The organism is Succinimonas amylolytica DSM 2873 (assembly GCF_000378405.1).
GTDB lineage: Bacteria > Pseudomonadota > Gammaproteobacteria > Enterobacterales > Succinivibrionaceae > Succinimonas > Succinimonas amylolytica.
Genome location: NZ_KB899638.1, coordinates 191072 through 217860, shown reverse-complemented (window position 1 = coordinate 217860; position 26789 = coordinate 191072). Strand labels below are relative to the sequence as shown.

General features: G+C 41.8%; 18 protein-coding genes. 4 read left to right on the top strand and 14 right to left on the bottom strand.

Features of this window, described 5'->3' with window-relative positions:
• Nucleotides 1-296: 296 nt before the first annotated feature.
• The 11 genes from F557_RS0113665 to F557_RS0113615 form a co-directional block, all read right to left on the bottom strand.
• A complete protein-coding gene (locus tag F557_RS0113665) occupies nt 297-2243 on the bottom strand; it encodes a hypothetical protein (protein ID WP_019002785.1) in 1947 nt (648 codons plus the stop codon).
• 63 nt (nt 2244-2306) lie between these two features.
• On the bottom strand, nt 2307-13049 hold the full coding sequence (locus F557_RS0113660) for a DUF5710 domain-containing protein (protein WP_019002784.1): 10743 nt from the start codon (nt 13047-13049) through the stop codon (nt 2307-2309).
• A gap of 12 nt (nt 13050-13061) precedes the next feature.
• On the bottom strand, nt 13062-13295 hold the full coding sequence (locus tag F557_RS0113655; RefSeq protein WP_019002783.1) for a hypothetical protein: 234 nt from the start codon (nt 13293-13295) through the stop codon (nt 13062-13064).
• A 3-nt stretch (nt 13296-13298) separates the two neighbouring features.
• A complete protein-coding gene (locus F557_RS0113650; protein ID WP_019002782.1) occupies nt 13299-13961 on the bottom strand; it encodes a 3'-5' exonuclease in 663 nt (220 codons plus the stop codon).
• A complete protein-coding gene (locus tag F557_RS0113645; protein ID WP_019002781.1) occupies nt 13958-16237 on the bottom strand; it encodes a DNA topoisomerase 3 in 2280 nt (759 codons plus the stop codon). The genes F557_RS0113650 and F557_RS0113645 overlap by 4 nt, the downstream gene beginning before the upstream one ends.
• Nucleotides 16238-16240: 3 nt before the next feature.
• Complete coding sequence (traF, locus tag F557_RS21435; RefSeq protein WP_019002780.1) at nt 16241-16810, bottom strand: conjugative transfer signal peptidase TraF; 570 nt, start codon at nt 16808-16810, stop codon at nt 16241-16243.
• Nucleotides 16797-18956: a type IV secretory system conjugative DNA transfer family protein gene (locus F557_RS0113635; protein WP_019002779.1), complete on the bottom strand. Its 2160-nt coding sequence runs from the start codon at nt 18954-18956 to the stop codon at nt 16797-16799. The genes traF and F557_RS0113635 overlap by 14 nt, the downstream gene beginning before the upstream one ends.
• Nucleotides 18956-19111 (bottom strand): hypothetical protein, encoded by a 156-nt coding sequence (locus tag F557_RS22350; RefSeq protein WP_019002778.1) that lies wholly within the window; start codon nt 19109-19111, stop codon nt 18956-18958. Before F557_RS22350 ends, F557_RS0113635 begins: the two co-directional genes overlap by 1 nt.
• Before the next feature lie 19 nt (nt 19112-19130).
• Nucleotides 19131-20798 (bottom strand): TraI/MobA(P) family conjugative relaxase, encoded by a 1668-nt coding sequence (gene traI / locus F557_RS0113625; RefSeq protein ID WP_019002777.1) that lies wholly within the window; start codon nt 20796-20798, stop codon nt 19131-19133.
• Complete coding sequence (locus tag F557_RS0113620) at nt 20798-21331, bottom strand: hypothetical protein (RefSeq protein WP_019002776.1); 534 nt, start codon at nt 21329-21331, stop codon at nt 20798-20800. Before F557_RS0113620 ends, traI begins: the two co-directional genes overlap by 1 nt.
• 4 nt (nt 21332-21335) lie before the next feature.
• Nucleotides 21336-21680, bottom strand: a complete 345-nt coding sequence (locus F557_RS0113615; RefSeq protein WP_019002775.1) for a plasmid mobilization protein — start codon at nt 21678-21680, stop codon at nt 21336-21338.
• 431 nt (nt 21681-22111) lie between these two features.
• Between F557_RS0113615 and F557_RS0113610 the strand changes: the two genes are divergently transcribed.
• From F557_RS0113610 to F557_RS0113600, 3 genes are all read left to right on the top strand, one after another.
• Nucleotides 22112-22558 carry a hypothetical protein gene (locus F557_RS0113610; RefSeq protein WP_019002774.1) on the top strand — a complete coding sequence of 149 codons (447 nt, stop codon included), beginning with the start codon at nt 22112-22114 and terminating at the stop codon, nt 22556-22558.
• Nucleotides 22559-22588: 30 nt separating this feature from the next.
• Nucleotides 22589-23317 (top strand): nucleotide-binding protein, encoded by a 729-nt coding sequence (locus tag F557_RS20070; protein ID WP_019002773.1) that lies wholly within the window; start codon nt 22589-22591, stop codon nt 23315-23317.
• Between the two features lie 67 nt (nt 23318-23384).
• Nucleotides 23385-23882, top strand: a complete 498-nt coding sequence (locus F557_RS0113600) for a hypothetical protein (RefSeq protein ID WP_019002772.1) — start codon at nt 23385-23387, stop codon at nt 23880-23882.
• On the opposite strand, the gene F557_RS0113595 is transcribed toward F557_RS0113600, so the two are convergent.
• The 3 genes from F557_RS0113595 to F557_RS0113585 form a co-directional block, all read right to left on the bottom strand.
• Nucleotides 23869-24150, bottom strand: a complete 282-nt coding sequence (locus tag F557_RS0113595; RefSeq protein ID WP_019002771.1) for a helix-turn-helix transcriptional regulator — start codon at nt 24148-24150, stop codon at nt 23869-23871. The genes F557_RS0113600 and F557_RS0113595 overlap by 14 nt on opposite strands.
• Nucleotides 24147-24992, bottom strand: coding sequence for a ParB/RepB/Spo0J family partition protein (locus F557_RS21430; RefSeq protein WP_019002770.1), 846 nt, complete (start codon nt 24990-24992; stop codon nt 24147-24149). Before F557_RS21430 ends, F557_RS0113595 begins: the two co-directional genes overlap by 4 nt.
• 81 nt (nt 24993-25073) lie before the next feature.
• Nucleotides 25074-25481, bottom strand: a complete 408-nt coding sequence (locus F557_RS0113585; RefSeq protein ID WP_157617897.1) for a hypothetical protein — start codon at nt 25479-25481, stop codon at nt 25074-25076.
• Nucleotides 25482-26128: 647 nt separating this feature from the next.
• Between F557_RS0113585 and F557_RS20060 the strand changes: the two genes are divergently transcribed.
• Nucleotides 26129-26740: a helix-turn-helix domain-containing protein gene (locus tag F557_RS20060; RefSeq protein WP_019002768.1), complete on the top strand. Its 612-nt coding sequence runs from the start codon at nt 26129-26131 to the stop codon at nt 26738-26740.
• Nucleotides 26741-26789: the final 49 nt, after the last annotated feature.

Below are 26789 nucleotides of genomic sequence, written 5' to 3'. Positions count from 1 at the left end.
GAATTTCTTCAACTACCACTTACAAAAGAGAGAATGGAGAAGTTGGTTTTTAAGAGTTAAATCACAGTTTACACAAAATAGTATTTACTCCCAAATGTTCGACCTCTTCAGTAAAAAGAATTGCCAAAAAGAGAAAAATAATGTATGATAATTTATGACAACTCGTAGTAAAGCCATTTCGATGTTTAACGTTGACCACAATCGAAGTGGCTTTACTTCTTTTTACACCATTGCCTGACAAAGATTTTTCACATATATCTCCCGTTTATTTCTTGCTTTGTCATAACCATAACATTCTATCTGCCTCTGCCCTTGCCCAGAGATTTTTGCTGTTCCTGCTTCTGCTCATGCTGTTTTTTGCGGTAATTCGCTATTTCATTAGCACGTCTCTTCCCGCTTTCTTCTGGGGAGAGAAAACGCTCCACATCAGCCAGCACTTTAGGCTCATTAGGAACAACCCATTTCTCTTTTTTCATATCGAACATGGCTCCTAGATTTTCAAGTTCCTGGAAATCATGGGGATGAACAGTTACACCAATGGTTTTATACGGTGTCACATCTTCCTGAATAACGCTTTTTCCGTTCTGAACCTTCTTTGCCGGATCGGTTTTAGCTCCTGCTTTTTCCGCCTTATTGCCAGAATTGGCTCTCTGTTCCTGCTTCTCTAGGTGCTGTCCTGCCATATGCACCTCGTCAATGTCGTTCTGAATCTTCTGATTATCTGAAGCTATGCTGATATTCTCATCTGTGCTCTGGGATGTATCAGACTGAGCTGAACTCTGAAAGGCATCGGCATTGCGTTTATTGAGCTTTTCCTGTTCCACTTTAGCCTTATCTTCATGGTGTTGTGCTTTCATGCGGTCAATGTCTGAATCTCTGTCTGCTTGCTGTTTATCATCCAGCACAATATCAACGTTTTGCTCATTCTTCCGCTTAACCGGGAGACCGAGTTTCGCAGCAAAATCTGTTATTTTCTTTTCGTCCCATCCAAGCTCGGGCTGAGGATGTATTTTTCCATGCATTAACCCTGTTGCTGTATTCAAAAGGCCTTTTTTTAGTTCATAGACACAGACTTTTTTTCCTTCTGGTGTCGTAACCCAGATCTTAATAGTGCCTCTTTTGCTGAGATCTCCGATTGTCTTAACGGATCTTTCGGGATTTACTTTCTTGTTCTTCGCAAGTTTTTTTGCGATTCCCTTTGTACCCTTGTTCATGTTCTTGATGATGAATTTTGCATTTATTTCATCGCCTGATTCTGTCTTAATCTTGCTACCAAATGATAGCGAATTATTTTTCTTGTCATATTCAGCATCTTCTAATTGTCCAATATCTGGATCTCCTTTCAGGTAATCGGAAATTTTATCAACTGCATATGTAGCTCCGCTCTTTACCGCCTCTTTGCTGGCATCAAACAGATTCCTGAAAGCCTCTGATATAGATTCTGTTTTTTTTTCATTGAGGTTGAGATCCGGTTTCTGCTGTTTTTCATGTTTAATTTGTTCGTTAATTTCGTCAGTCTGTTCCTGATGTTCAGACTGATCGTATTCGATGGTTACTTCTTTTTCTTTTGACGTTTTATCTGAGTTTACTGCTGGTTGCCCCTCGCTTTTATTTTCTGACTGTGCAATTTTTTCATTTTCAGCTTTTTCTTCTTCGATTTCTTCAGCACAACCATAACGTGTTTGTAATATCAAATGAGATGATGAAACGTGCTCACCAGAAAGTTTATTAGCAGAAAAACGATAAATTGATCCTGATTCTGTTTTAAATGTATATACCTTGTTTTCTAATGAGGCTTTTACAATGGGAGACGTTGCCCCTCTGCCCTTGTTATGTTTATTGATTTCAAGATTATCAAAACGAATGAAATACTCATGAGGCCTCCCATCAACCTCTCTAAGCTGCCAATTCATATTGGTCACATCTTGAACTTTGCTTTTCTGTTCTTCATGTTCCTCTTCTTGGATATTATCAGGCTTGACTTGAGTATCTTCTGGTGCGGCCTGCTCAGGCACAGAGTTCATAATATCGTTGATCCAATCTTCCTTTTTGGCTAATTCGCTCTCATATTCTTTAAGATCGTTTTCCCACGCTATATTATTTTCCTGAGAGTCCTGCTCTGTCTGGGGGGCAACCTGCTGTAATTCATCATCGCTCATAGACATAATATCGCTAGGATTCTTGTCAAAGGATTTATCCAGAAAATCATCGCCCTCAAAGGCATTGTTTTTGTTATCAGTCATTTTTAATCTTTCTCCAAAGCGGAGAGTGGCCTCTCCGCTGTTCAGTTACAACATAATCAACGATTAACGGTGGTACCCTGATTTCTTTGCCTTTTCGGGATGTTTTTCGGGAACTGCTGCCTCGGCTGCGGATCGGTGCTGTCGGTACTCGTTCCGTAGCACTTCACGCACGGCTTTAATGCCCTTTTCTTTGGCCATATCGTTAAAGTCCGTTCCGGTTGAATTGCCGTCAAAATCAGGGAACACAACGGATGCTCCTATCGCCCTAGCGGTGCTTTCGGCGTGATTTCTGCCGGAATTTACCTCATTGAAACGATCATCATCTCCGGCTATCACTATCGCCTTCTCCGGGAATTTCTCATGAATTGCGGTTGCCACACTGAGAAGATTACCGCAGTCTCCGGCAGCTACCACGGCCATTTTTTCCTTGGTAGCTGCCCTGATAGTGTTTGCAGTTGCGTACCCCTCGCAAATGTAGATAGTATCCCGCTCTACCAGACTCTGAATACCGTCCAGGGGATGGAAAGCTCCGCCCTTCTGTCCGCCCTCGATAAACTGCTTCCTGCCATCGGCATGGATTATCTGAGTGGTCTTGATTTTGCCATCGGCGTCATAGAACGGCACAAAGAGATCCCCTGATTTCTGATTCTGGTGCAGATCCGGAGAAGGTTTAATCCCTTTGCTGACGAGATACTGAGAGTTTTCGCTTGCAGGCGGCATTTTGGAAAAATACTCCGATTTTGCCTGAGCAGACTTTTGTGCTTTCTCACGTTCGGCCTCTCTTGCAGCTTGATTTGCCGCTATTCGTGCCTTGGCTTCTTCAGTAACGGTTTTCAGGCGGTCTCCGGCCTGCGGAGATTGTTTGATCTGCTCAAGATCTCCTACGTACAAACGCACCTTGTTCTCTGTGTTCATCGGTATTGAAAGTTCCGGATGCCTGAAATTGACAAACTTCATAGTGGGAACACCGTCAAGGTGGATGGCCAGCATACCGGTTTTTTCTCCGGGCTTGTCGTCAATCAAAGGAACCCTGATCCATTTCCCGGTGTTTTGTATGGATACAGCATCGATCCGCACTCCTGCAGAAGCAAGATCCCGGAGCATAGCAGACTGAACATTAGGGTCATGGTTAATCCTGTCGGTGTTTTCCCGCACCTTACTTTCCGTCTTGGGAAGAGGTTTCAGGAATTCCGAAAACTTAGCCTTATCTTCGGCTTTGCACGTCCATTGTTTGCTTCTTACATCCCAGTAAGCACCAAGTTTTTTTGCCTCGTCCTTTCTGGAGAACGGCACATAAAGAGTTACTCTTGGAGAGTAAACCGGTTTCCTTTCCTGTTCGGCCTTCTTTTCGGCAATTGAGGTTCTTGGCCATTTTGCAAACAGATCAGCATTGGCATTTTTCGGAATAAACCAGAGCTTGTTATCCTTGTCCCAGCGAGCTCCTAAAGCCTTTGCCTCGTCCTTGTCCTTCATCGGCACTTTGATGTATTCCCGTGCAGGCATTTCAGACTTCTGCTTTTCCGGCCATTTTGCAAAATCTGCCATGTTTACGCCCTCCGGAACGTACCAGCCCTTGTTTTCCTGATCCCACTTAGCACCTAAAGCCTTGGCTTCATTCTTTTCATTGAAGGGCACGTCAATGTAATGCCGTTTGTCCTCCTCTGGTATCAGATCCTGAGCTTCCTGCCCTACTGGTTCATAGTATTGATCCTCGTAACCTTCTGGCAGGCTGTACTGAGATTCTTCCTCATCATCCTTTTCTCGTTCATTGAGCAGTTCAACAATATCGCTACTGTCACATTCCACGTCCTGAAGTGCAGAGGTATCAGCCTTTTCAGAATCAAATTGCTCCATATCTTCAGATTTAGTCTGAGACTGTGATTCCAGTTCGTCATACTCTTTCTGAGCCTCGGCAATCAGATCGCTTTGAAACTGAATTTCCTTCTCTATGGCTTGAATGGTGATGGATGCGTCATTGATTTCCTTTTGCTTCTCTTCGACAAATTTGAGTTCATCATCGAGTTTATCTGCCCACTTATCGATTCTTGAATCCCAGTTATGTTCTATGCCACCGAATATCAGTGTCGTATTATTACGCTCATTGCCAAAGTTCTGCTGTTCCAGGAGAGAGTCAAATTTTTTGGGAGTAATGCCAATCTTGTAAGTCATATCTCCTGTACCGTTATCTCTGAGATAGAACTTATAAATCTGAAATCCCCGATAACTGCCTATATGGCCGGGACGTGAATTTTGCAGCCATGTCATCATATCCTTCTTATCTGTCAGTTCTCGTCCGTCAGGCATTTCAAACCCGCTGAAAATACGTTCGCCCTTCTCATTAATAATTGGAGGATGTGCCTTTCTGAGTTCAACAGCATATGAATACTCGGCAATTTTCCTATTGCTTGCTTCAATCCTATTGGGCAGCAGGAATGAAATTTCGTCCTTAAATTTCTGTAACTTATCCTCCTCGGCTGATTTAATCATCCTGTGGTTCTTGATGTTGTCCAGGAGCTCTAGCTTCTTTTTGAGATTTTGATCTCCGCAAGTTGCTATTCTCATGGAACGATAATCCAATTCAACCTCTCCAAGATCTTCAGTCCGCTGTATCTTTTCTTTACCTGAGAAAATAGTCTTGATGTACTCCTGCTTGCGTGCAAGCGTGTCATACATATAAGCATCAAAGGTTTTCTCAGTTGCATATGTGAAGATTTGAACACTGGAATTTTCGTTGCCCTGGCGTTTAATGCGTCCCTCTCGCTGAGTGATGTCAGAAGGTCTCCAAGGTGCATCCACGTGATGTGCGGCTATGAGTTTTTTCTGAAAATTACAGCCAGTTCCAAGTTTGCCGGTACTTCCGATAACAACTCGTATATCTCCCGCATTAAGTCTGCCGAATAATGCCTTTTTATCATCATCTTTTGGATAATCGTGAATTATGGCGATTTCGTTGGCAGGAATGCCTCGCTGGATGAGCTGATCTTTAATTTCGTCATATACAGAGAAGTATCCGTCTTTGTTTGGCACTCCGATATCAGAGAAAATAACCTGAGTGCTTTTCTGAGCATCGGTTTCCTTGTATATCTTGTAAACATTGGCACATACTGTATCAATTTTGTTCCCCTGCCCGATTTCATCTTCTGTCATGCCCATTCGTTCAAGATTTTTTTCTCGCAGCAGTCTGGGATCCATCCCTATTTTCCGGGAATCTCCGGCAATACAGAGCTTATTGTCTTTCTTAGGATCAACACGTCTCTTTTCAACGTCTGCCATGCGTTGTGTGATTCTTTCAATCAGTTCTTCCTGATTTTCAGTAGGTTTGATGATCACGTTTTTACGTTCCACTTTCGGGAGATTTAACCCCAGATCATCAGTCATGACAACATCACCGCATTTCCAGTACATATTTAACAGTGCAGGAATATTTTTAAATTCTTTCATCTGCATTTTCATGTTTAACGTTTTGCCGGTCATGCTTACCTGCCGGTCATAAGTTATATTGACAAAAGTATCTGCCCATTTCTGGAAAGTATTACATCCGCTGCTGTCTAAAATTTGCGGCTGTAAATATTTCTGAACGGAATACAGTTCTCCTAATGTATTGGAAATTGGTGTCCCTGACGCAAAGTACACTGCATGATAATTTGATTTATTATTGAGATATGTGGTTTTTATAAACATATCCTCGGTTTTCAGAGCTTCGCTTTTTGAAAGTCCTACAATATTATCAAGAGTAGTTTCCACCTTCAGATTTTTAAACTCGTGACTTTCATCAACGAACAGCTTATCAATGCCAATATCGCCCATTGTCAAAATGGCATTGCCATTGGCATATTTTTCTCTGATTTTGTCAACTCTCTTATGGAGCTTGTTCATATTGCTGATAATAAATTCTTCTCGTTGACCTGGTGTTAAATCATCGTCTTCATCGGCAATCTGACGTATTTCTTTCTCTCGTTCATGCAATACAAGATCTATGGTTTCGTTAGCAACCGGTATTTTCGCAAGATCACCATGAGATATGATAATTGAGTCCCAATCATTGAGAGCCATTTTCATTATCGTAGAATTAATGCTACCGGGAGACATATCGCCTTTTTTTACAACAAGAATATTTGCATTAGGATAAAGCCGTTGGAATTCATCTTCCCATTGTCCGACAACAGTTCCAGGTACAGCAATTAACGGTTTTTGAGATAAACCCAACCTTTTCATCTCCATTGCGGCAGCACATATGGTAAAGGTTTTTCCCGCTCCTACTTCATGAGCAAGTAGCGTATTTCCACCGTAAATGCAACGTGCGACAGCATCCTTCTGATGATCTCTCAATTTAATTTCCGAACTTATACCTGCAAATAACAGCTTATTACCATCATATTTACGATGAACTATTGTGTTAAATGAACGGTTATAAGATTCTTCTATTCTTATCCTGTCCTCTGCGGATATTTTTGAAATATAAGATTTGAAATTTTGTTCAAAACGTTCTCGGTACGTTATGTTTCCAGCGAAAGTACGCTCTTTGTCAATATTTTTATGTTCTTTATCATGGAAAAATGCAATGGGTTTATGATTAAGAACCTTTGAAACAAATTCATTCAATTTCAAGCCATCGAGACTATAACTCATTGCTCCTGCACCAACTCTTCGAAGAAGTACGCTATATTCTCCTGATAGTTTACGTGTTACATTAACATCAGATTCTGAACAGTCCATTTCCTGAGCTACATACCGAGCTAGTATATCTACTGGCACAAAGGGAGAAGAAACTCCGATGTCAATTTCATCGAACTTGACAGGACGAGGCATTGCTTCTTTGAGAGCTTTCACTTCAGTTGCAAAACTTGTGTCAGATTCTTGGAGTTTTTCTGCCTTAATTAATTTTGCCTGTATATCTCCTGAAAGAAATTCCTCCTTTGGCAGCCATTTATCGGCATCATCTAAATCACGGAATATCAGACTATTATCTGAGAGTTCTTTTTTAATATCATCAGCAGGCTTTGATGATATTTGTGACATAAAACTGAAATCAACATATCCTTTAACACCAAGTGATAAGTCAAGAGCACTGATAGAATTATCTGCATGATATGATGTATCATATTTGTGCAAAACTCTTTTTTTGCAAATATCTGATAATCCAGTGAACAATCTAATATGTTTAGTGGCCTCTACTTGTTCTGTTGTTTTTTCTCCAGAGATCTTATCAGTAGTAGTTTTTGTCTTAACTGTAGGCTCGTAAACATCTTTTATGTTTTCCATTACCTTAATCTTGGAAAATTCACTGTCAAGACGGAATGCCTTCATTGCATTTGCATTACTTAAAAACAATGAAGCATCCTTTTTGATACCTAACTCTTCTCTAACTTGATTGTATTTATCAACTAATTCAGACTGAAGATTTTTTACTTCATCATCAGTTGCATCGCTTAACATTGCATTAAGTGTTTGAAAATATATTTGTTTTAGCTCCAGACATTTCTTTAAACCTGAAATATCTTTTATAGTTTCCTTTGCTTTTGAATCTGTTTCATTAATTTTCAAACCTTCGGCAAGTATCATTCCTGATGGTCGCTTGTGATAAATTTTTCCGTCAATTATTCCAAAAGAAAAGTATTTAATTTCAGGATAATCTTCGGGATCGAGTTTTTTAACTCCTTCTTCTTTCGATGCTTCAGCAGAAAACGTACCACGAATTAGCTGAATTTTGTTATCTAAATCTTGTTTAAGATCTAATGATTCTGTTGTTGCAAGCTGTAATTTGCCATACTGATTCTTGTTAAGCGTATTATAGTTAATACACATAGCACTGTTTTGGCGATAATAATCATTCAATGAAGGAAGTGACTTTTCAATTAAAAAGTCATTGTCTTTCGATTTCCAATCAGCCCAGGACACATTTTTATAGAAACGATCCTTTAGTTCAACTTTGTTTATAAATTTTGAATTATTACAGTTTCCGCTATCATAAACATTTTGCAGGAACAGAGATTTAGAGTTGGAATAAGAATTCAGTAATTGATATTTTGTAGTAGCGATCCATGGATTTTCTGTTTCGGAAACATTCTGAATACGTTCCTTGCGTTTTTTGAAAAACAAAATATCTGTCTGCACATTAGTCCCTGTGTGCGAGAATGCGTTATCAGGAAGTCTTATCGCTCCCATGAGTTCAGCTTTTTCTGCTATTCTGGTTCTGAATTCCGGATCCTTATCTTCTAATGTGCTGGAGGACGTAATCAATGCAACAATTCCACCGGGTTTTACCTGATCGATTGATTTATCAATAAAGTAATTGTGAATCAGATCCCGTTTATCTGAATACTTACCGTCAACTACTGAAAAATTACCGAAAGGAACATTACCGATAACGACATCATAGCTGTCATTCCGCTGTCCTGATTTTTCATAGCCGCAATTTTTGATTTTCACCGTTGGATAGAGTTTCTGAGCTATCTGGGCTGTAGTTGGTTCAAGTTCTACTCCGTTAATGACGCTGTTAGCCATCATATCTCTAGGCATTGTGCCGAAGAAGATACCTGTGCCACAAGAAGGTTCAAGGATGTTTCCCCCCTTAAAACCGGCGTTTTCTAATGCTTGATAAATGCTCCTGGCAACAACTGGATCGGTATAGTATGCGGTAATGGATGAGGCTCGTGCTTTGTAGAATTCTTCCTCGCCCAAAAGATCCATAAGTCTCTGGCGGCGTTCCTTTTCCAATGAAGAGGAATTGTCATTGACGTAGAATTGAGAGCCTAAACCGCCCCAGCCAGAAAACTGAGCGAGTTTCTCCTGTTCTTCCTTAGTTGCCGGGCGATCTCCTTCATTTTGAATCTTACGCAGCGTTTCAATAGCTTCGAGGTTTCGTACAAAACGATCTACTGGAGTTGTTGCCCTGCTATCATCATCATGAATTTCCCAATTATCTGCTACTGTAAATTCCGGCTTTTCCAGTTCCGCTTCGGCGGCAGGAGCAGATTCAGGAGCGGCAGAAGAAACAGCTTGCGGCTGTGCCTGTTCTGCGGTTTCCTGTGCTTCAGGAACAGCATTTTGATTCAGTGCATCGTCAAAAAGATCAATTTGGTCTGTTTTCTTCCGTCCCCGCCTTGCTTTCTTTTCCCTAACCTCCGGCAGTTCGTCATTCACAAGGTTATTCTGGAATTTGAATCTCAGATCCAGCATGATATTGGAGAAAACATTCTGCAATTCAGTTTTAACGGCATCTGAATGTTGCGTAAGTCCGAATCTGCGTCTTAAATCATCATGTAAATATCTGCTGAAATTCTGCGGTATTTCATGTGACATTCCCTGAAAACCTTCCTGCACTCGGTAACTATTCTGGTACAGTCTCTTATCATTAAAATCATAAGACCAAAAACCAAAATCCCCGTTTACAGGATGATTTACAAAATTGACGTTCTTAATGAGATAAATGCTTACCCTTTGACGTGCATCATCATCAATGAATTGCCCGTTTTTGTATAAGTATTCCAGATCGTTAAACGGATCTGCTTCTGGTGCTGATGGTGCGTTTTCCTGCTTTTCAGCAGTAGCGTCTTTTTCCGGTACAGGAATATCCTGCGGTTCGGAAACAACATTTTCAGTCCGTTCTTCAGATTTTTGTACTGGTTCCTGTGCTTCAGTCTGAGTTACGGTATTTGCTTCCTTGTTATTTTCTTCAGCCGCTAAAGCCTGCTGCTGTATTTTTGCCAGATTAGCTAATACTTTGTCATAGGTAGGATAACCGGAATGCGATTCCTGCATTTCTCCGATGATTTCCTGCATTGCGTCTGAATCAAAGAAATGATTATCCTTTTTTGACTTTTCTACACTTTTTTCAATTTGATGATTAATGAATCCAACATCCTTGTCTATATCATTACTTTCCAAAAATGTTCTTACTGCATTTGTAATATGATTAACATCGAAAAGATGATACATATTCGGATTGTCAAGATTCTTTATAGCACTGTAAATTAATTCAACATTATCTTTTACTTTCTGCTCGGTGCTCTCTTTTATGTCACTGTGCCGCAAGGTTCCATCAAGATACATTTTGGCCGTTATATTCTGATTGTACGTAGCATACAATTCAACGCAATCTAAAATGCTATGATAAATAACGTTTTTCAAAAAGAGTTCTTCTGTAATAGACGAGGAATTATTTTGAGTTTTTGACTGAGTTTCAGCAGGTACAGGAGTTTTTTCAACTTCTTCTAGTGGTTCTTGAATATCTGTCTGCTGTTCATTAACAGAAAACAGGGCATTGTTAATTTCTTCTTTATGTATCCGATAAATATAATCAATCTGGTCTAGCACTTCTTCTAATGCTACGAATCGGCTTTCGTCATAAAATGGTGATTCAACCGGTGTGCGTGCAAATTGAACCAAAGATGCCCATCCTGACTTTGATAATTTTTCTGTTACTCTATCAATCAGAATATTCTCAAACTGCTGTTGCTGTTCACGTTTAACGAGATCGTCAGTTTGTTCAGTCAGTTCAGCTAGACTTCCCTGCCAGCTTACCCATTCCCAGACAGCCATCGTGACAGCATCATGTTTTTCCTGATCAGATAACTCAACATATCGCAAAGAATCATATTCTTCCTGCGTTTTTGGGAATGCTTCTTCCTCATTTTCGGACTGCTGTGCTGATGATTCCCGTATTTCAGTTTGTTCCGCTGTAATCGGATGCACCTCCTGGGCATCCGATTCCTTTACCGCATTGTCAGTATTTTGCGAAGCTACTGCTGACTCCAGAACGCTTCCCGATCCTCCAAGAATTTCCCCCTGTAATTGTTCGGATCTTCCACGTCCGGATTCGGAAACCAGTCTCCCTCCGTCTGAAGATAGTCCAGAAGCTCCTTCTTCTCGTACATTTCCAGAAGTTCCATCGGATAATCTTCTGCCATCATGATCAGATGTTCCTCGATTTCCGCCAGTTTCTCGTCCCTCTCCTCCTCGTCTGTCAGAGCTTCTATTTGCTCCATCATCTCGCCCTGAATTGTCGGAAACTGCCCTAGAATTATCTGAGTGTTCAGAAAATCTATCAGCCGATCCCCTATTCCCGGTTTGCTCTCCTGGTAATACAGACGTGTCAGCAGTTCGGGATCTTCCTTCCTCCACCATCTGAATGTCGCTTCCATCGGATTGCCGTAATCCTTCATAAACTGATCCATCGTTGCGATTTCCAGCTCTTGGAATATCTCCTTGTCCGTAAAGATTTCTTGATGAAACCTCATTCTGAGAATGTCCAGAAGCCTCAATATCTCGTCCTGAATCAGAATCGAGTCTCCGTGATCCCTCAAAGTTTCCAGAATTACCAGTAATGCCGGCTTCGGATCCTGATTGCTGATGATTGACATTGCTGCCACTATGTAATCCTGATTGAAGTACCTTGTCATTATCTCGTTCAGCAGCATTGCCTCCTCGTTCCGCTCTTGGGGAAAGCACTGACGAGCTGTCCTCTCCCAGAGTTTGCTTATCATTCTCATCAGGTGAGATTCCCATACTGTCCACATAAATCTCGGTTCCGTGTCCTGATGTGTCCTTCTGAAGCTCTCCGGCACGTCTCCCTGAGATCTCTCCATTATCCGATTTGTTAACGCCAGAATTTTCTCCAGCCCTTCCTGCATTTTCTGCTCGCTGTTGATGTTGTCCATTTCTTAATTCCTCATTTTCTTTTTGCGTTGCCGCAAGCTGTTTTTGAAGCTCCGCTAATCGCTGTTGCATCCTTTGCATCTCAGCAATAAGGGAGGCATTTACTGAATTGCTGTCAGGGACATTCGGAGCATTGCTCTGTTCAGAGCTTGCAACAGATATTTCTTCTCGCTGGTCAATGTTGTCAGCAGAGGAGGTAACAACCGATGCTTTCTGAGCTTCCTCGGCTTCTGCCTGCTTCTGAGCTTCCTGGATGGCTGTGTTCAGTTCGTTTTCCTTATCCTTTCTGATTTCAGGAGCGGCTTCATTGACGGCCTTGCGTGAATACTGGATCGCTGTTTCGAGCATATTCTTCTCTGACCACCGCTCAAATTTTGAGAAATCATCAGAGATCCGCACGTAATAGCCCTTTTCGTCCTGTCTTACGCCACGTGCCAGTGCCAGTTTTACCTCGTCAGCAGGAACAATGAGACGCATTTTGAGATCCTGATTCGTCTCGTAATGCTGATTCATGCCGATATTGAGGTGAACGAGTTTCAGGGCTTCATCTGCTGATTTTTCAGCATCGCTAAGAAGCTCCGCTTTAGCGGCTGCTTTTTCGGCTTCAGGCAGATTTTTAACGTATTCATTAGCCCAGGCATCAATGTATCGTGCTGATGTCCTCAAATTATCAACCGGAAATCCGCAGTTCATCATCATTTTGCAGGCCGTCATTTCAGCGATCACTTCTTCCTTCTGATATTCAGGCGTGCCGCTGATCACTCCGGAGATTCCTAACTGAGCACGTGTATAGTGAGATACCTCGTGAAAGATCTGATTGTAGAAAGCACCTTTATCGTTATAAAGCCCCGGATTAGCAGAACGGGAGGGTATGCTGATGGAGTTGCGTGCATAATTGAATGACGGCTTTGCCGCATCGCTTACGTTGTAAAGAACGCTGCTGTTCACCGAGGAATCGCAAAACCGGGTGATGTAGCTTTTGGCAAGGTCGAAATTCACTGAATTAGCCTGCTGACCGGTTTGCAGTGCTATTGCTACATTCCTGACGGCATCATTGCCAAAATCGTTTGCCGGATCGGCAGAAGATGAAATGGCAACCTGCTGGTTGCTGGTTCTGAGGTTGTTTACGAGATCGAGAAATTCACTCATTTGTGTTTTCCTTTATACGTTAAGCAGTAAATTATTCAATTTCATATCATCTATGACGGAAATAGCCGTTTTTAGAGCATCAAGAAGCTCTATGGCTGATTCTTCAAGCATGGTTTCATACTCATAAGGGCGTTCTGCCTCGCTGATCGCAGAAGAGACGTCAGCTTCTCTTTGAGCAAGAACTCTCCGACAGTAAAGATAGCGATTTCTGAGAGATTTAAGTTCATCCTGAGACAGTTTGCTCATAGTTCAACGCCGCCCGTTATGTCTGATGAAATCAAGCACTCTGTACCATTCGGGACTGTTTACAAAAGTCTCCGGTGAGTTCATGACTTTTTCGTATTCTTCAGGGCTGAGAAGAGCCTTAAGATCAACATTGGCAGGCTCGGAGAGGCCGATAAGATCCGCAACATTGTCTTTCTGCAATCTGCTCTGATTGAAGAAATCCAGAGTCATGCAGGCATAGGCATCATCCAGTGCATCATGTACGTTGTGATAGGCAACGCCCCGGGCTGTTGCCTGAACTTCAGGCGATAAAACGGCATCAGCAAGTTTTGTCCTGGCACTCCCTGTTGCGGCCATATAATCGAGCATCACATCGCATATCCTCGTATTCTCAAAGTACCGGGACAGAAAACTTGCGTCAAACTGAGCGTTATAGGCCGCAAAGATTCTGTTTCTGAAAAGTTCCCTGAGCCTCGGAGCGAGCTCTTCAAGTGTCGGAGATTCCTGCACCATTTCCGGCGATATGCCGTGCATTCTCTGGGCATCATCCCATGATGTGTGGGTAACGGGTCTGACATATGTGTAGAGTTCCGCTACCCCGTTAAAGCCAACAACTGCTATCTGTACTATTTCATCGGTGTGCGGGTTAAGCCCTGTCGTTTCTACATCAACATAAACCTTGCTCATTTGCTAACCTCGTTAATCATCGGTTCTCCCTTGTTATCCTTGAATTTCAGCTTGCAGTTCGGATAACCGGAGCAGCTCCACCAGAAAGCTCCTTTAATTACCCTGCTTTCCATCCTGACAAGTCCTTTGCCGCACCTCGGACACTTGTATTTGCTGTTCGCTTCTATTTTTTCAAACTCAACGCTCAATGCTTTCTTTTCCTTGTTGTAAACGATCTTTCCGGAGAAAGTTTTGCCTGTTTTCAGGCTCGTGAATTTCTTGTCCAGAATCTTGCTCTTGCCTGAAAGGGCGTTTTCAAGATCTTTGTCGCTTATCGTGTAGGAAAACATTTCCTTTTTGAGTTTAAGTCCGCACTCGCAACTCCAGTCGAATTTTTTCGAGTAGAGCGGCTTTCCGCATTCAGGACACTTGAACTTAGTTTCCGTGCCCTTGTACTCTCCGGGCTTATAATCTTCCTTTGCCTTGGTCACCTCGGTAAGAACAAAATCGCTCACCTTGTTTTCAAAACCTTCAGGAGCGGATCCCTCGGCAATGGATCCCAGATCCCGCTCCCAGAGAGCGGTTGTAACGGCAGAAGTAAGCTCAGGAGATACGGCTTTGACTACTGATCTGCCTTCCTCGGTGCTGACAATGTATTTGCCTTCGCTCCGCACAAACTTGAGTTCGAGCTTTTCGATAATGGAGGCTCTTGTGGCACTTGTGCCGATGCCGTCCCCGTCCTTGAGGATCTTCTTGATTTCCGGATCGTCTATGTACTGATAGACGTTAGTCATAGCTTTTATGAGAGAACCTTCCGTGAATCTTGGGGGAGCTTTTGTTTTCTTGGTTTTGGAAGATACGGATACGCATTTAACGCAGTCCCCTTCCTGGAGTGCCGGGAGTACTGCGTTCTCTTCTTCCTTATCATCATCTTCAGGATCGGAAAATACGGCCTTCCAGCCCTCTTTGAGCATCTGAGTGCCTTTTGCCACAAAATCATACTGGTTGCTGATCTCGTTCACGATCTCGGTTTTCTGAACCTCGCAAGGAGGGTAAAACTGAGCAATGTAATTGCGGCAGACAAGTTCATAGAGCTTTCTTTCATCTTCTCCTAATTGCGTTATGCTTGTTTCATTATCAGATGTGGCAATAGGTATGATGGCGTGATGTGCCGTTGTTTTTTCAGTGTTCCATGTTCGTGAATGGATGGATGTATCAGCCCGGGTAACGGCAGAAGCAAGATCCGGGCACAATCGCTTCACTGTCTCCAATACCAGAGGTGCATCGCCAAACTGGTTTTCCGGCAGATATTTGCTGTCAGTTCTCGGATAAGACTGAAATTTCATTTCATAGAGAGATTGGCAAAGCTCCAGAGTGCGAGCTGCGGAAAATCCGTGCTTTGCTGATGCCATAGATGTAATGTCGGCGAGGTCTAAACCTAGTGGTTGCTTGATTTCCTTCCTTTCGGAAGTGTATTTGATAACCTGAGAATCGGCTCCTGAGCATTTTTTGATGATCTCGTCCGCTATACTTTTATCAATGAGCCGTCCTTCCGGATCAGTACCCTCCTGAAGTTCCCCGGGAACAAATGTTCCTTTGTAGCTGCCAAAATCGGCAGTCAGCACAAAATAGTCTTTAGGCTTGAAGTTCTCGATCTCAAGATCCCTGTCCACCACGAGCTGCAATGTCGGTGTCATAACTCGGCCAACATTCATGAATTTGTGGTTGGTGATGGAATAAGCCCGTGACAGGTTAAGTCCTACCAGCCAGTCAGCACGCCTGCGGTATTGGGCAGACTGACATAAGCCCTTGTAATCGTCATTTGGTCTGAGGTTGTTCAGGGCGGCTGTTATGGATTTTTTATCAACCGCATTAGCCCAGTACCGCAGGTACTTTTTCGGCTTATTGGGTGATTCCCATATGATCTCGTCTATCAGGAGCTGCCCTTCTCTGTCCGGGTCTCCGGCGTTTACGACAACATCTGCTTTTCCGATCAGATCTTCAATGAGCCTGGTCTGTTCTTTGGTTCTCTCCGTCTTGTTTAGAATCCATTTGTCCGGGAATACAGGGAGTTCATCAAAACGCCATATTTTTTTGCCGGTTTTGCTGCTAACCGGAACGGTGGGAGCGGTATATGCATCAATGTCAGCGAGCTGATACATATGTCCTGAAGCCCATGTGACAATCGTTGCGTCCTCGTCTGAACATTCTATATAGCCCGTTTCGGTCTTTTTCACACCTAAAACATCGGCAATTGCCCTGCCTACACTTGCTTTCTCCGCTATTATCAGCCTCATTCTCTATCTCCATGAAAATGTCAAAACCGGGTATGCTCTGTGCGTTATTTCGTCCCGGCTGGTAAGTCCAAAATACCGTCCGTCAAATGATCTCGGGTTGTCCGTTAGAAGAAGGTACTCATGCTCCGGTATCAGGCCGTCATAACTCCATATCGGAAGCTCCCTGCCCCGTGAATCTGTCTTTTGGATCATGCTGTTAGGGACTAAAACTCCGTTAACATAGATCCCCTCGATTTCCGTTTTCACCGTATCTCCCTGTTTTGCTATTACTCGTTTGAGCAATGGTGTTATCCAGCATTCTTTATCGCCCTTCATGAGATACCCTCGTGCAAGAGCTTCGTCCATGAGCACCGTCCGTTTTGGACAGACAATCACGGTTTCGCCTTTATCTGGTTCACTTAACTCTGCTACGCCATATATCCCCATTGGCATTGAAGCCGTCATGTTCGTAACGCACAAACCTGAGCACTGAACAATCCATAGCAATGACATTATGCCACAAAACAAGATAATTATTAGTAATATATGAAATTTATTTGAATTATAATTTGATTCTTTGCTATTTGCCCTCATTTTCTTCGGCTTCTATTGTCAGCTTGTAGTTTCCCAGTTCATCGGCGGTTTCAGGCAAAATCTTGCTCTTCGGTTCAAATACAGCTCTGCGGATTTCTTCGCTCTGAGCCGGATCTGGCATATGCTTGGCAGCGTCATATTCCTCCAGCTCTGTTTCCTGCATAATTTCCTTTTGAGGAGCTTCGGCTTTTGGAGTTTTTACAGTGACTTCAGAATCATTAGCATCGGCATCTTCTTCAAAAGCCGTAAATATTGCCTCTTGTGCTTTCTCCTTGTTTTCGTCCTCATCTTCATCGATCCTGTAACATCTGTCCTCTTCCTTGATCGTGTCTGATTTTCCGGGAGCTGCAATTTTGGAACGATTCAGGAATACTTTATCTTTGAAATAAAGCGGCTGTTTGCCATAGATGGCAGGAAAGCCAGCGACAAATATCAGCATATCTCCGGCCTCCACAATATCTCCCCGGTCGTTCTTTTTTGGAGACGGCAGTCTCAGGCATTCATCGGGAGTAAGGAGAGGACGCTGAACCTCCTGCATTGTTCGAGACGTTGAGGTGTTAAAGCCAGAGCCGCTCTTGGTGATGCTTTCCTTTACTATTGTTGTCTGACCAGTGAGTTCTGAAAGATACTTAGCTGTATCCATGCGGTTAGGCGGATAAGCATTCTGAATATGACAGTTTGATGTTATTGATTCTTCCTGTCCGTAACCGCTCTCATTGGATTTAAGCTGAGAAAGATCCTGGCATATCAGGTAGCACTTGATACCGTAACCGGCAACAAAGGCCAGAGATTCCTGCATAACATCAAGCTTACCGAGAGAAGGAAACTCATCAAGCATCATGAGCAGACGGTGTTTGTTAGCCCTGACCATTCTGCCGTCCTGGACTTTCATTTTATCTGCCAGCAGCCTTACTACCATGTTCACAAAGATTCGGACCAAAGGCTTGAGACGTGTTTTGTCGGCAGGCTGAGTGACAACATATACCGAAACAGCCTGATTGCAGTTCATGATGTCTTTGATTCGGAAATCTGAGGATGAAGTGTTATCAGAAACAATCTGATCTCGATACAGGCTGAGATTAGACTTGACGGTAGAGAGCACCGATCCGGCTTCTTCATCGGGACGGTCGAGCTGATCCTTTGCCGCTGCCATGATTACCGGCTGTCCGCTTTCAATCATCTCCTGCCATAGCTCTTTAATGTCCCGGGAAGCATCGGAAAGAAGTCTGTCAATTTCAGCTATTGTGGCCGGGTATTTCGGATCTTTGTTATGCTTCCAGAGCACAAACAGGATAAGTCCTGTATACATCGCAAATGCGGTTTTCTTCCAGTGAGCATCGGCTCCTTCCAGTCCCTTGCCGTCAGGATCAACAATCATGTTTGCAAGATTCTGAGCATCGCCTACGGCATGAGATGTGCCGTAACGCACCTCTGCAATCGGATTCCACCTAGCACTGGTGGTGGATGCCGGTTCAAACCGGATAGTCTTCTGTTTAAGGTTGTTATGACGGTATCCGGCAGTAAGAGACCAGAGTTCACCTTTAAGATCGGTAATAACGGCAGATTCATGCCATGACAGTAATGTGGGTATGACAAGGCCAACACCTTTACCTGAACGAGTAGGTGCATAGGTGAGAATATGCTCTGGGCCGGAATGTCTGAGATATACCGTCCTGCCCTTCGGATCTTTGTAAGCCCCCACATACACATAGGGATCTTTGTCGTCTTTGCTGTTTTCCTGAATTAGTCCTGCCCTTTTAACATCGTCATAATCTGCCCAGCGTGCAGATCCATGCAGTGTTTGCAGGCCGTGAAGAATCTTGTTTTTGGCCACCATGACCATTGCAAAAACAAGCACATTGAGCAGCATCCACACTGAAAATGCGATTTTTACAGGATCCTGAAACAGCTCCATCTGATCAACGTGTTCTTTACGCCAGATAAAGATCTGCCATGGACAGTACACGTGCTCAATGATTTCTCCTGACAGTCCTGACCAGTAGTTCACCTTGTAGGCGAAAAACTGTGTTGCCACAGTCATGCCGACTAGAGCGGCCACGGTAAAGCCGACAACAGCTCCGATCTTGATATTCCGTTCCTCGGCGGTTTGTTTTTTCTCGTTTCTGAGATTGCTTGGCACTGACATTATTCGATCACCATTTCGTCGCTTTCAAAAAAATCCTGTTCTTCTGCTGCATTTTCAGAGCTTTCTTGCTCCGTCTCCCGGGTTTCCTCCTCCGTTACGGTTTCTGTTTCAGAGGAAGCATCAGCAGATTCTTCAGTAAGAAGTTCATCCGGCATAAGCTCTTCGGTAAGGGCTTTACTTTCTCCATCCCCGTTTTCGTGTGTCGGGACTATCTGCAAGTCCAGTGTCATTCCGTCGCACAGCTCGATCATCAGGCTCTTGTCCGTACTGTCGAATGTTATTTGATACATCCGGTTGCAGTAGCACCTGAGATGCCGTCTCGGCAGCATCTGCCACATTGCGTTTTTGCATTCCGTGCAGGCACAGTTCTCTAATGTTTGTAATGATTGCCCCGACAGGGACAGCTCTGTCAGCACATTGCTGGAGAATGTTCTTGAAAGCTGACTGAGCTCTTGCGAGGGCTCTTTGGTTGATTGTGATTCCATGTTGCTTTATCTGCCCATCCTTAATGCCGTGTATTCTGGTTTTTGCTATTAAATAGTTCTGAGAGTTAACCCTGTAACAAAAATCTTTGTAAATAATGCTCTTTACTCCGCTACCGGAAACGGAATCCACTATGCCAAATTTCAGCACCTTGTTTAGTTCAAAATACGGGACAGGAATAATGTCCTTAACCGTTTTTGATTGTTCCAATACCTGCTGTGCCCTGGAGTCCCCTTCATACGATTTACGTTTGAGGAAATCACGGTATGACATTGAGGAAGAATTTTTTATTTTCTTTTTTCTGGCCTTTTCCCCTGCTATCGTTAATGAGTTCATGAGTTTCAAATATTGCATCACGAATTCTATGGTTTCTGGATCATCACCTGACAATTTCAAAAGCTGATAAGTAAGATCATTGCCGTGATATAAATCATCTAAGTTCTTGCTGACTTCCTGATAGGCTTTTTTCTTTTCCTTGCGTTCCTGAATGTATTCAACGTACAGAATATTTGCCGTATTTGATTTAACTAATGGCTTCTGCCGGTAATTAACTATTGTCCTCGAATTGGCATCGTTCAATCCGGTTTCATAAAAAGCACCAAGACGAGATTCAAGATTTTTCAAACTGTAAGAACGATTTACAGTAGATGCTTTGCAGTTATGTTTTCCGTCAAGGGAGAAAAATATTAGGCCGTTTCCTTTCTTTTTAATCCCTACTCCTATCTTGTTCAGGTTGTTATGAAGCTCATTCCAGGATTCAGATCTGTCAATAACAATTTTTCTGTCTCTGATATAACTGACAAAACTTTCTATGCCAGTAAATGATTCCATATCATCAACACGATTCTGAGATTTATTTTTCTCTGGTTCGTGATTAGTCTGTTTAAGATTAAATTCATTCTCAATTTCAACAGCGATATTTGCCATTATTTTCTCATCACCTATTACTTCTTTGTGCATCCGATAAGTGAAAGGATCAACCCTATTAATGGCAAGATGTATGTGATAATTATCTGTGTCATGATGAGCCACAGAAATATACTGACATCCCTCATAACCCAGTGCTTTCAAAAATCGTGATTCAATTTGTTCACGTTCTTCGTTAGTTGGTGTTCTGTCCTCTTTGTCAAAAGACAGCAGTAAATGCAAAGTCTTATTTTTAACTCTTGGATCGATATTCTTCTTCTGTACTCTGTCTATATCGATGAGTGCAATATCAAAATCATCATTATCAACACAATTATGGATAACAACATTACCGACACGATTATCCTTGCCCTGTTCATCGGTAATGTAATTTGCAAGTCCAGCAAAAGAGGGCTTAACTCCCTCTTTCGGTTCAATTTTCTTTACTATCATTAAACTAAATTGAGTTTCTGAATTTCTTTCTTAAGTGAAGGAAGAGTTTTGGTGTGCGTTTCCCAATTTTCTCTTCCTGTATAAAAGAGGCTGTAATGATTATCTGAAAAATGCCTTGTTACACAAAAACTAACATTCTTGCAGTTCACTGATAAAGTCACACCATCTGGTGATGAATAAAACCCATTAAGCCAATACAGAATTTCAGTGCTGTCATGTTCAATTATTGAATAAAGCCAAGTAGTAAAATCGGCTAATTTAGATTCTGCATTAAGCATTAATGAATAGTCATAATGATAAAGATCGTTAAGTGTCCATGGTAAAATTGATAAATCAGAATCCTTATCAGCAACTAGTACATGATGAAGATGTTTTTTACCGTCAAAATCATTACGTAATTTGAGAAATCTAACCCTGTTCCAATTATTCAGCATCCTTGATTTTTGAATACTGAAAATATCAAATACATCCAGAGAAGAATCAATCTGGGGTTTTAACACAAAATCCTCAATACATTTGTATTTATATCTCATTGATCTATCCTCTTCGTAACATTGATTTTGCTGTGTCTTTTAAAAAATCACGATCTTCTTGCAGGGAAAGAATGAGTTTTTTGATCTCATCTTTCTTGAAAATATCTTGCTTTGGTTCTCTAAGATAAATTTTCAACATTCCAGTCAGCTTCCCAATGTTTCCGCTGGCAGCAAGAATCGCTTTAACTGTCTCTGTATCATCCAGTCCTGGCCTTTTGAAGGTGGCCATATGACGGCAGTAGGAGGACAAAGAGCAGTGTGCGTTCCTGGCACGTTCTTTCAGATCCTCTTTTTCGTCATTGGTGACGAACACCTTTACAAAGGTCATTTTGCCGTCTTCTTCTGACATCTCTACCTCCAGCTTCGCAGAACAAGATTGACGTTGAGCACTATCGGTGCGAATAAGGCACGCCAAGGCGGTACTGCCACGGTACCGTATGGCCTATCTTGCCATGAAAAATTACTGCAACAATTATAGCATATTTCGTGACATATGTGTTACATATTCTGTAATAGTTGCACAGAAGTTACTAAATATTACTATTTACGACAAAACAGTATCACTAAAGTTACTAAAATTGTTAGAAAAGTTGCTAAATCATGTCAAGAATTGCAGAAAAGTTACCACTAATGATACTTATAGAACACAAAAATTACCTAAAATATCAGTTAAGTTACAAAAAGTTACATAACGTGTGATTAAATTCACATATTACAAATTTAGCTGATTACATACGAACTAGTGGTGATTAGACTTAACACATCTTTTGGAGGTGCTTAATGGATAGCAAAGTAAACAAGTTCTATGAACTCCAAAAAGCTAAAAAGAAGCGGAAGTTTGTCAAACCGCAAATTATGCAAAATTTGGAGCTGATACAGAGACTTCTAAGTGAAGGTAATTCGTTAAAACAAATACATGAATTCCTACTAGGTGAAAATCTTATTAATTGCCATTATGGATACTTTATAAGAAAGTTCTATGAAATAAATGAAGAAAGACCGGAGGTTATATCGACAGTTACAGAGAATACTAAATCAGCAACTCATAAAGAAACTGCATATGAATCTGAGTTACCAGAAGTAAAAAAACGTAGGGAAGAAAAACGTCAAACAATAAGACGTATAGATGATGATAAACCAGTAACTAGCATCACCGATGGTTTATCTGAAGAAGATCTAGATGAAATAAGAGCAGAACAAAAAAGATTGTTTGACAGAAGAGATTAACTTATTGAATACTATTTTAAGGAGAAAATCATGCGTATTCATATTTTAATGCAGGGTAAAGGAGGAGTAGGAAAATCTTTTATCTCTGTTATTTATTCACAATATCTTAAGGCAACAGGTAAATCAATATTTGGTATTGACACTGATCCTGTTAACGATACCTATCATCAATTCCACGGTATTGATGTAGTATCTTGCAATATCTGCAATAGGGATGGAGAAATTGAATCAGAAAATTTTGATAAAATATTAGATTATATTGAAGAACACAATGATTGTTCTGATGTGGTAATCGATAATGGAAGTTCTGATTTTATTCCTTTGATTAACTATATAAAGAGCACTAATGTTTTTGAATTGCTTAAAGATCTTGATCATGAAATTGTAGTGCATTCAATCATCTCTGGAGGTCAAGCATATTATGATACTTGCACATCATTAAATGTTCTCCTTCAGTCATTACACACAGATACATTTAAAACAATTGTTTGGGTTAATCCAATTAACGGGAAATTAACTCTTGATGATTTCAAAACATCAAAAGTGTATAATGATAATTTAGACAAAATTTGGCAGATAATACAATTGCCATCTTTTTCAGATATGTTTAATAAAGATATTCAGCAAATGATGTCAGAGCGTAAATTGTTTGATGAATATATCAATAATAAAGATAATCATATCATGAAAAGACAGAGGATTATCCAAGCAAAAAAGAAATTTTTTGAAGCTATATCAATAGCTACACAGGGTGTTTAATTTAATACAAGATTATGCCGGGAATAGTATTTTCCCGGTTTTTATATGATATGGATAGATTGGTGATATGGCTTTTGATAATAAAGAACTTGATGATCTGTTAGGTAAAATTGCAATTGAAAATGGTGTTTTGATTGATAAAACAGATCCTGTACTGGTACAGGTAACTATATGGAATTACCTGTCAGGTAAATTACAGGAAGAAATCAAAAATGCTCACGATACAACCATACAGAACAATATTGCATTGTTTGAAGATACAATAAATAAGAACCTAATGGCTGCCAGCAATGACTTTGAAAATGAGTTAGATAAAATTAAAGAAACGTTTGTAGAAGAGATAAAACAGGAACAGCAGATTTTACGTAAAGATGCTGAAGTAACTGCAAACAGCCTGGTAAAATCTGCCGTTGAATATCTGAATCAGTATAGCTTGATTCAGATAAGAAAAGATCTTAAAAGCGAGATAAAATTTAAAAACAACAGCACATTACTTTATATACTGCTGGTGCTTGAAATGTTTCAGTTTGCTATTGGAATACTATACATAATTATGAAGGGTTAACTAATCCATACTCGTTATCTTCATCAAAAAAAGATTCCAAGTAACCACGAAACTGCGGGTATTTAAACAGTTTGTAAATATGCATTAAGGACGGTACACGCTGAGCATTCTCCCACGTTGCATATGTTGCTCTGGTTACGCCCAATAGTCTGGCTATTTCCGCACCGTCCAGATGAGCCTGGGTACGCAAAAATATCAGTTTCCGTGCAAATAACTCCGAATGCAAAGCTCTTTCACGTTCCACAAGTTCCCGGCGTTCAGGCTTCATACTTGTCCTCCTTGCACACTATCTATATCCCACACAACAATATCGCCAGAACTTGTACGTACCTGATACGCTAATACTGTACCGGCAACACCTTGGCGATTTACGACAGTTTTAGGCTTATTCATTGATGATGAGCTATTATTATTCTGAAGGTCGTCTGAAACTGAGGCCGATGTTATACGTTGCTCCTTACGTTTTTGAGCATTGTTATCTTTACGTGCAACAGTCTGAAGATATTTACGTCCAGTCTGAACCACAGAGTAGTCAACCTTGCCCTGCTGGAGAGCCTGTTCAAACCAATCCTCAAAATACTTGCCGTAATTCCTGTGCAGCCCGACCAAAAGTGCCACTACATGGGCATTATGATTCGAGACCAGTTTCAGATCATAAGCAGAACGGATTATCGGCGGCATCTCTAGGACTTGTAATAAATTAGAAACAGCTCCCGATGACATAGATAGCTTTTTGGCAACTTCAGAATCTGTGAGGCCGCCATCCTTTAGACGCCGAACAACATTTGCCATCTCAAGACAAGTAAGATTCTGACGCTGAATGTTTTCCAGAAGCTGTGCAATAGAACCCTGCTCATTATCTATGTACGCAGGAATTGTTGTCAGACAAGCTATTCTTGCTGCCCGAAACCGCCGTGCCCCAAAATTGATAACATACTTATATGGCTTACCGGATACTTCCCGGACTGAAATAGGCGATTTAACTCCTACCTGGCGAATAGAATCTGCCAGCTCTGCAAGAGACTGAGAGCTAAAACCTTCATTGCTGGCACTGCGAGGCTGATTCTCATCCTCCTGTATTTCACTCAATGGAATTTCGATAACGTTCATATGCTACCCCATTACATACTTATGATGTAACAGAGTAGCACATATGCATAACTTTATCAAGATTTGCAAAGTTAAAGTAATTTATGCTTTAAGAATTGATACATTCAAACTGGGAATGTACAGAAATCCTTCATCTGGAGCATGCCCTTCAAAAAACACGGCATTGTCCAATCTCTGGTAGAAAAAAGGAGAATCAAGGCCGTACTCTTGATAGAGATAATGCACAATAACACTGCACTCTCTTGAACTAAGGTTATGTTTTTTAACGGCAGAAAGAGGAAGAGAAAATACTCCTGGCACTACCTCAGGATTCCTATCAAACAAATGCTGACAAGCATTGATGAGGATATTAGCCTCGCAATTTCTGCCTAGCCTGCCAAAAAAATAGGTACGAATAATATCATAATCTTCACTAGACACACTTCTTGTTAGACGAGGCGGCCAGTATAGCTTTTCCATTTCGCCCAGATAACGCTCAAAATCAGTCATTGACAACTCCGTTATTTTGCAAAGAACAAAAAAATTCGCTGTCAACAAAGACTTGTCACAAAGCTGGTTCTTCGGATCAGACTTCCTTCTGACGTTAAAGTCACGGAAGCTCCTTAGGGCGTGGGGATTAACTCTCCCCTTACCCAGATCCATTACGGCAGGACTTGTTCAGCCAGCTCCTGCACACCGTTTCAAAAATTGAAGAATTGAGGATAGAGGTTTATGTTGAAAGGATTGAAAGACGTTAAAAGTATACTCGATACGACTAAAATATATATCCATTATGCGATCATGTGACATGGACACAATACAAGCTTTTGAGGCTCCGTCCCTTCAACTGCGGGAACCGAAGCGCCGGTCAGCCGGGCAGGCAATCTCTAGCATTACGAATTATTACACACAGTATCTTATCAGGAAGCACCCCCCCCTTCACAGGCGGATAACACGTTGCAGATTCGCTTCCCCGTTCATTACTGCGACCCCATCTGCGACAGAGAACAACAACATAATTCCAAGCTGACGCTTTTACTAGGATGGAGCATTTCCTGACTGATTTCTCAATCGGGAACGCTTTTATGGTAAAATGAGCTTCAGACGTTGTCAATAATTTTATCAAAAAATTTATGATTTTTTCTTGAGGTGATGCGATGGACAAACTCGATGATCTCCCGGAAAGCGCTGCCGCCGGGGAAAAGCCGGCAGCTGCGGCCGGCGGGACGGTTCCTGTTTTTTTCAGCTATAACGATTATTTCTGCAACAAGCTTTCAAAGTTTATCGAAGATAACAATATCAACCTGAATACGCTCTGTCTCAGATCCAATATCTCCCGCCCGTATCTCGGAAAGCTTGTGGCCGGGAAGGCTTCGCCGTCGCTGGAGGTCATGGGGAAGATTGCCGACGGCCTCGGCGTTCCTCTGGCAACCCTGCTGGAAGCCCCCGACACCATGCAGCTCGGAGTCCCGAAGGGCTTTAAGAGAATCCCTTCCAGCATTGTGCCTGAGAATTTCAATCTGGAAGAACATGCCGAAGTTTCCGGGAAGGAGGCTTCTGCTGCGGATCCGGCTGCCCCGAAACCGTCCCTGAAGCAGGGCGCTCCCGCCCTTTCCCGGGACGAAGACCCCCTTCTCAGGAGACAGCAGGATAACGCCAACACCCTGCTTCTCATGAAGATCATGGAATCCCAGAACATTGAGGAGCGTTATATGCTCGAACTCCGCAGGCTTATGCAGGACTGTTACGCCAAACTCCTGAACAGGTAAGCGGTAGTTTATCGATTAAATCATTTGCTAAAGAATTGCACTCTTTGTA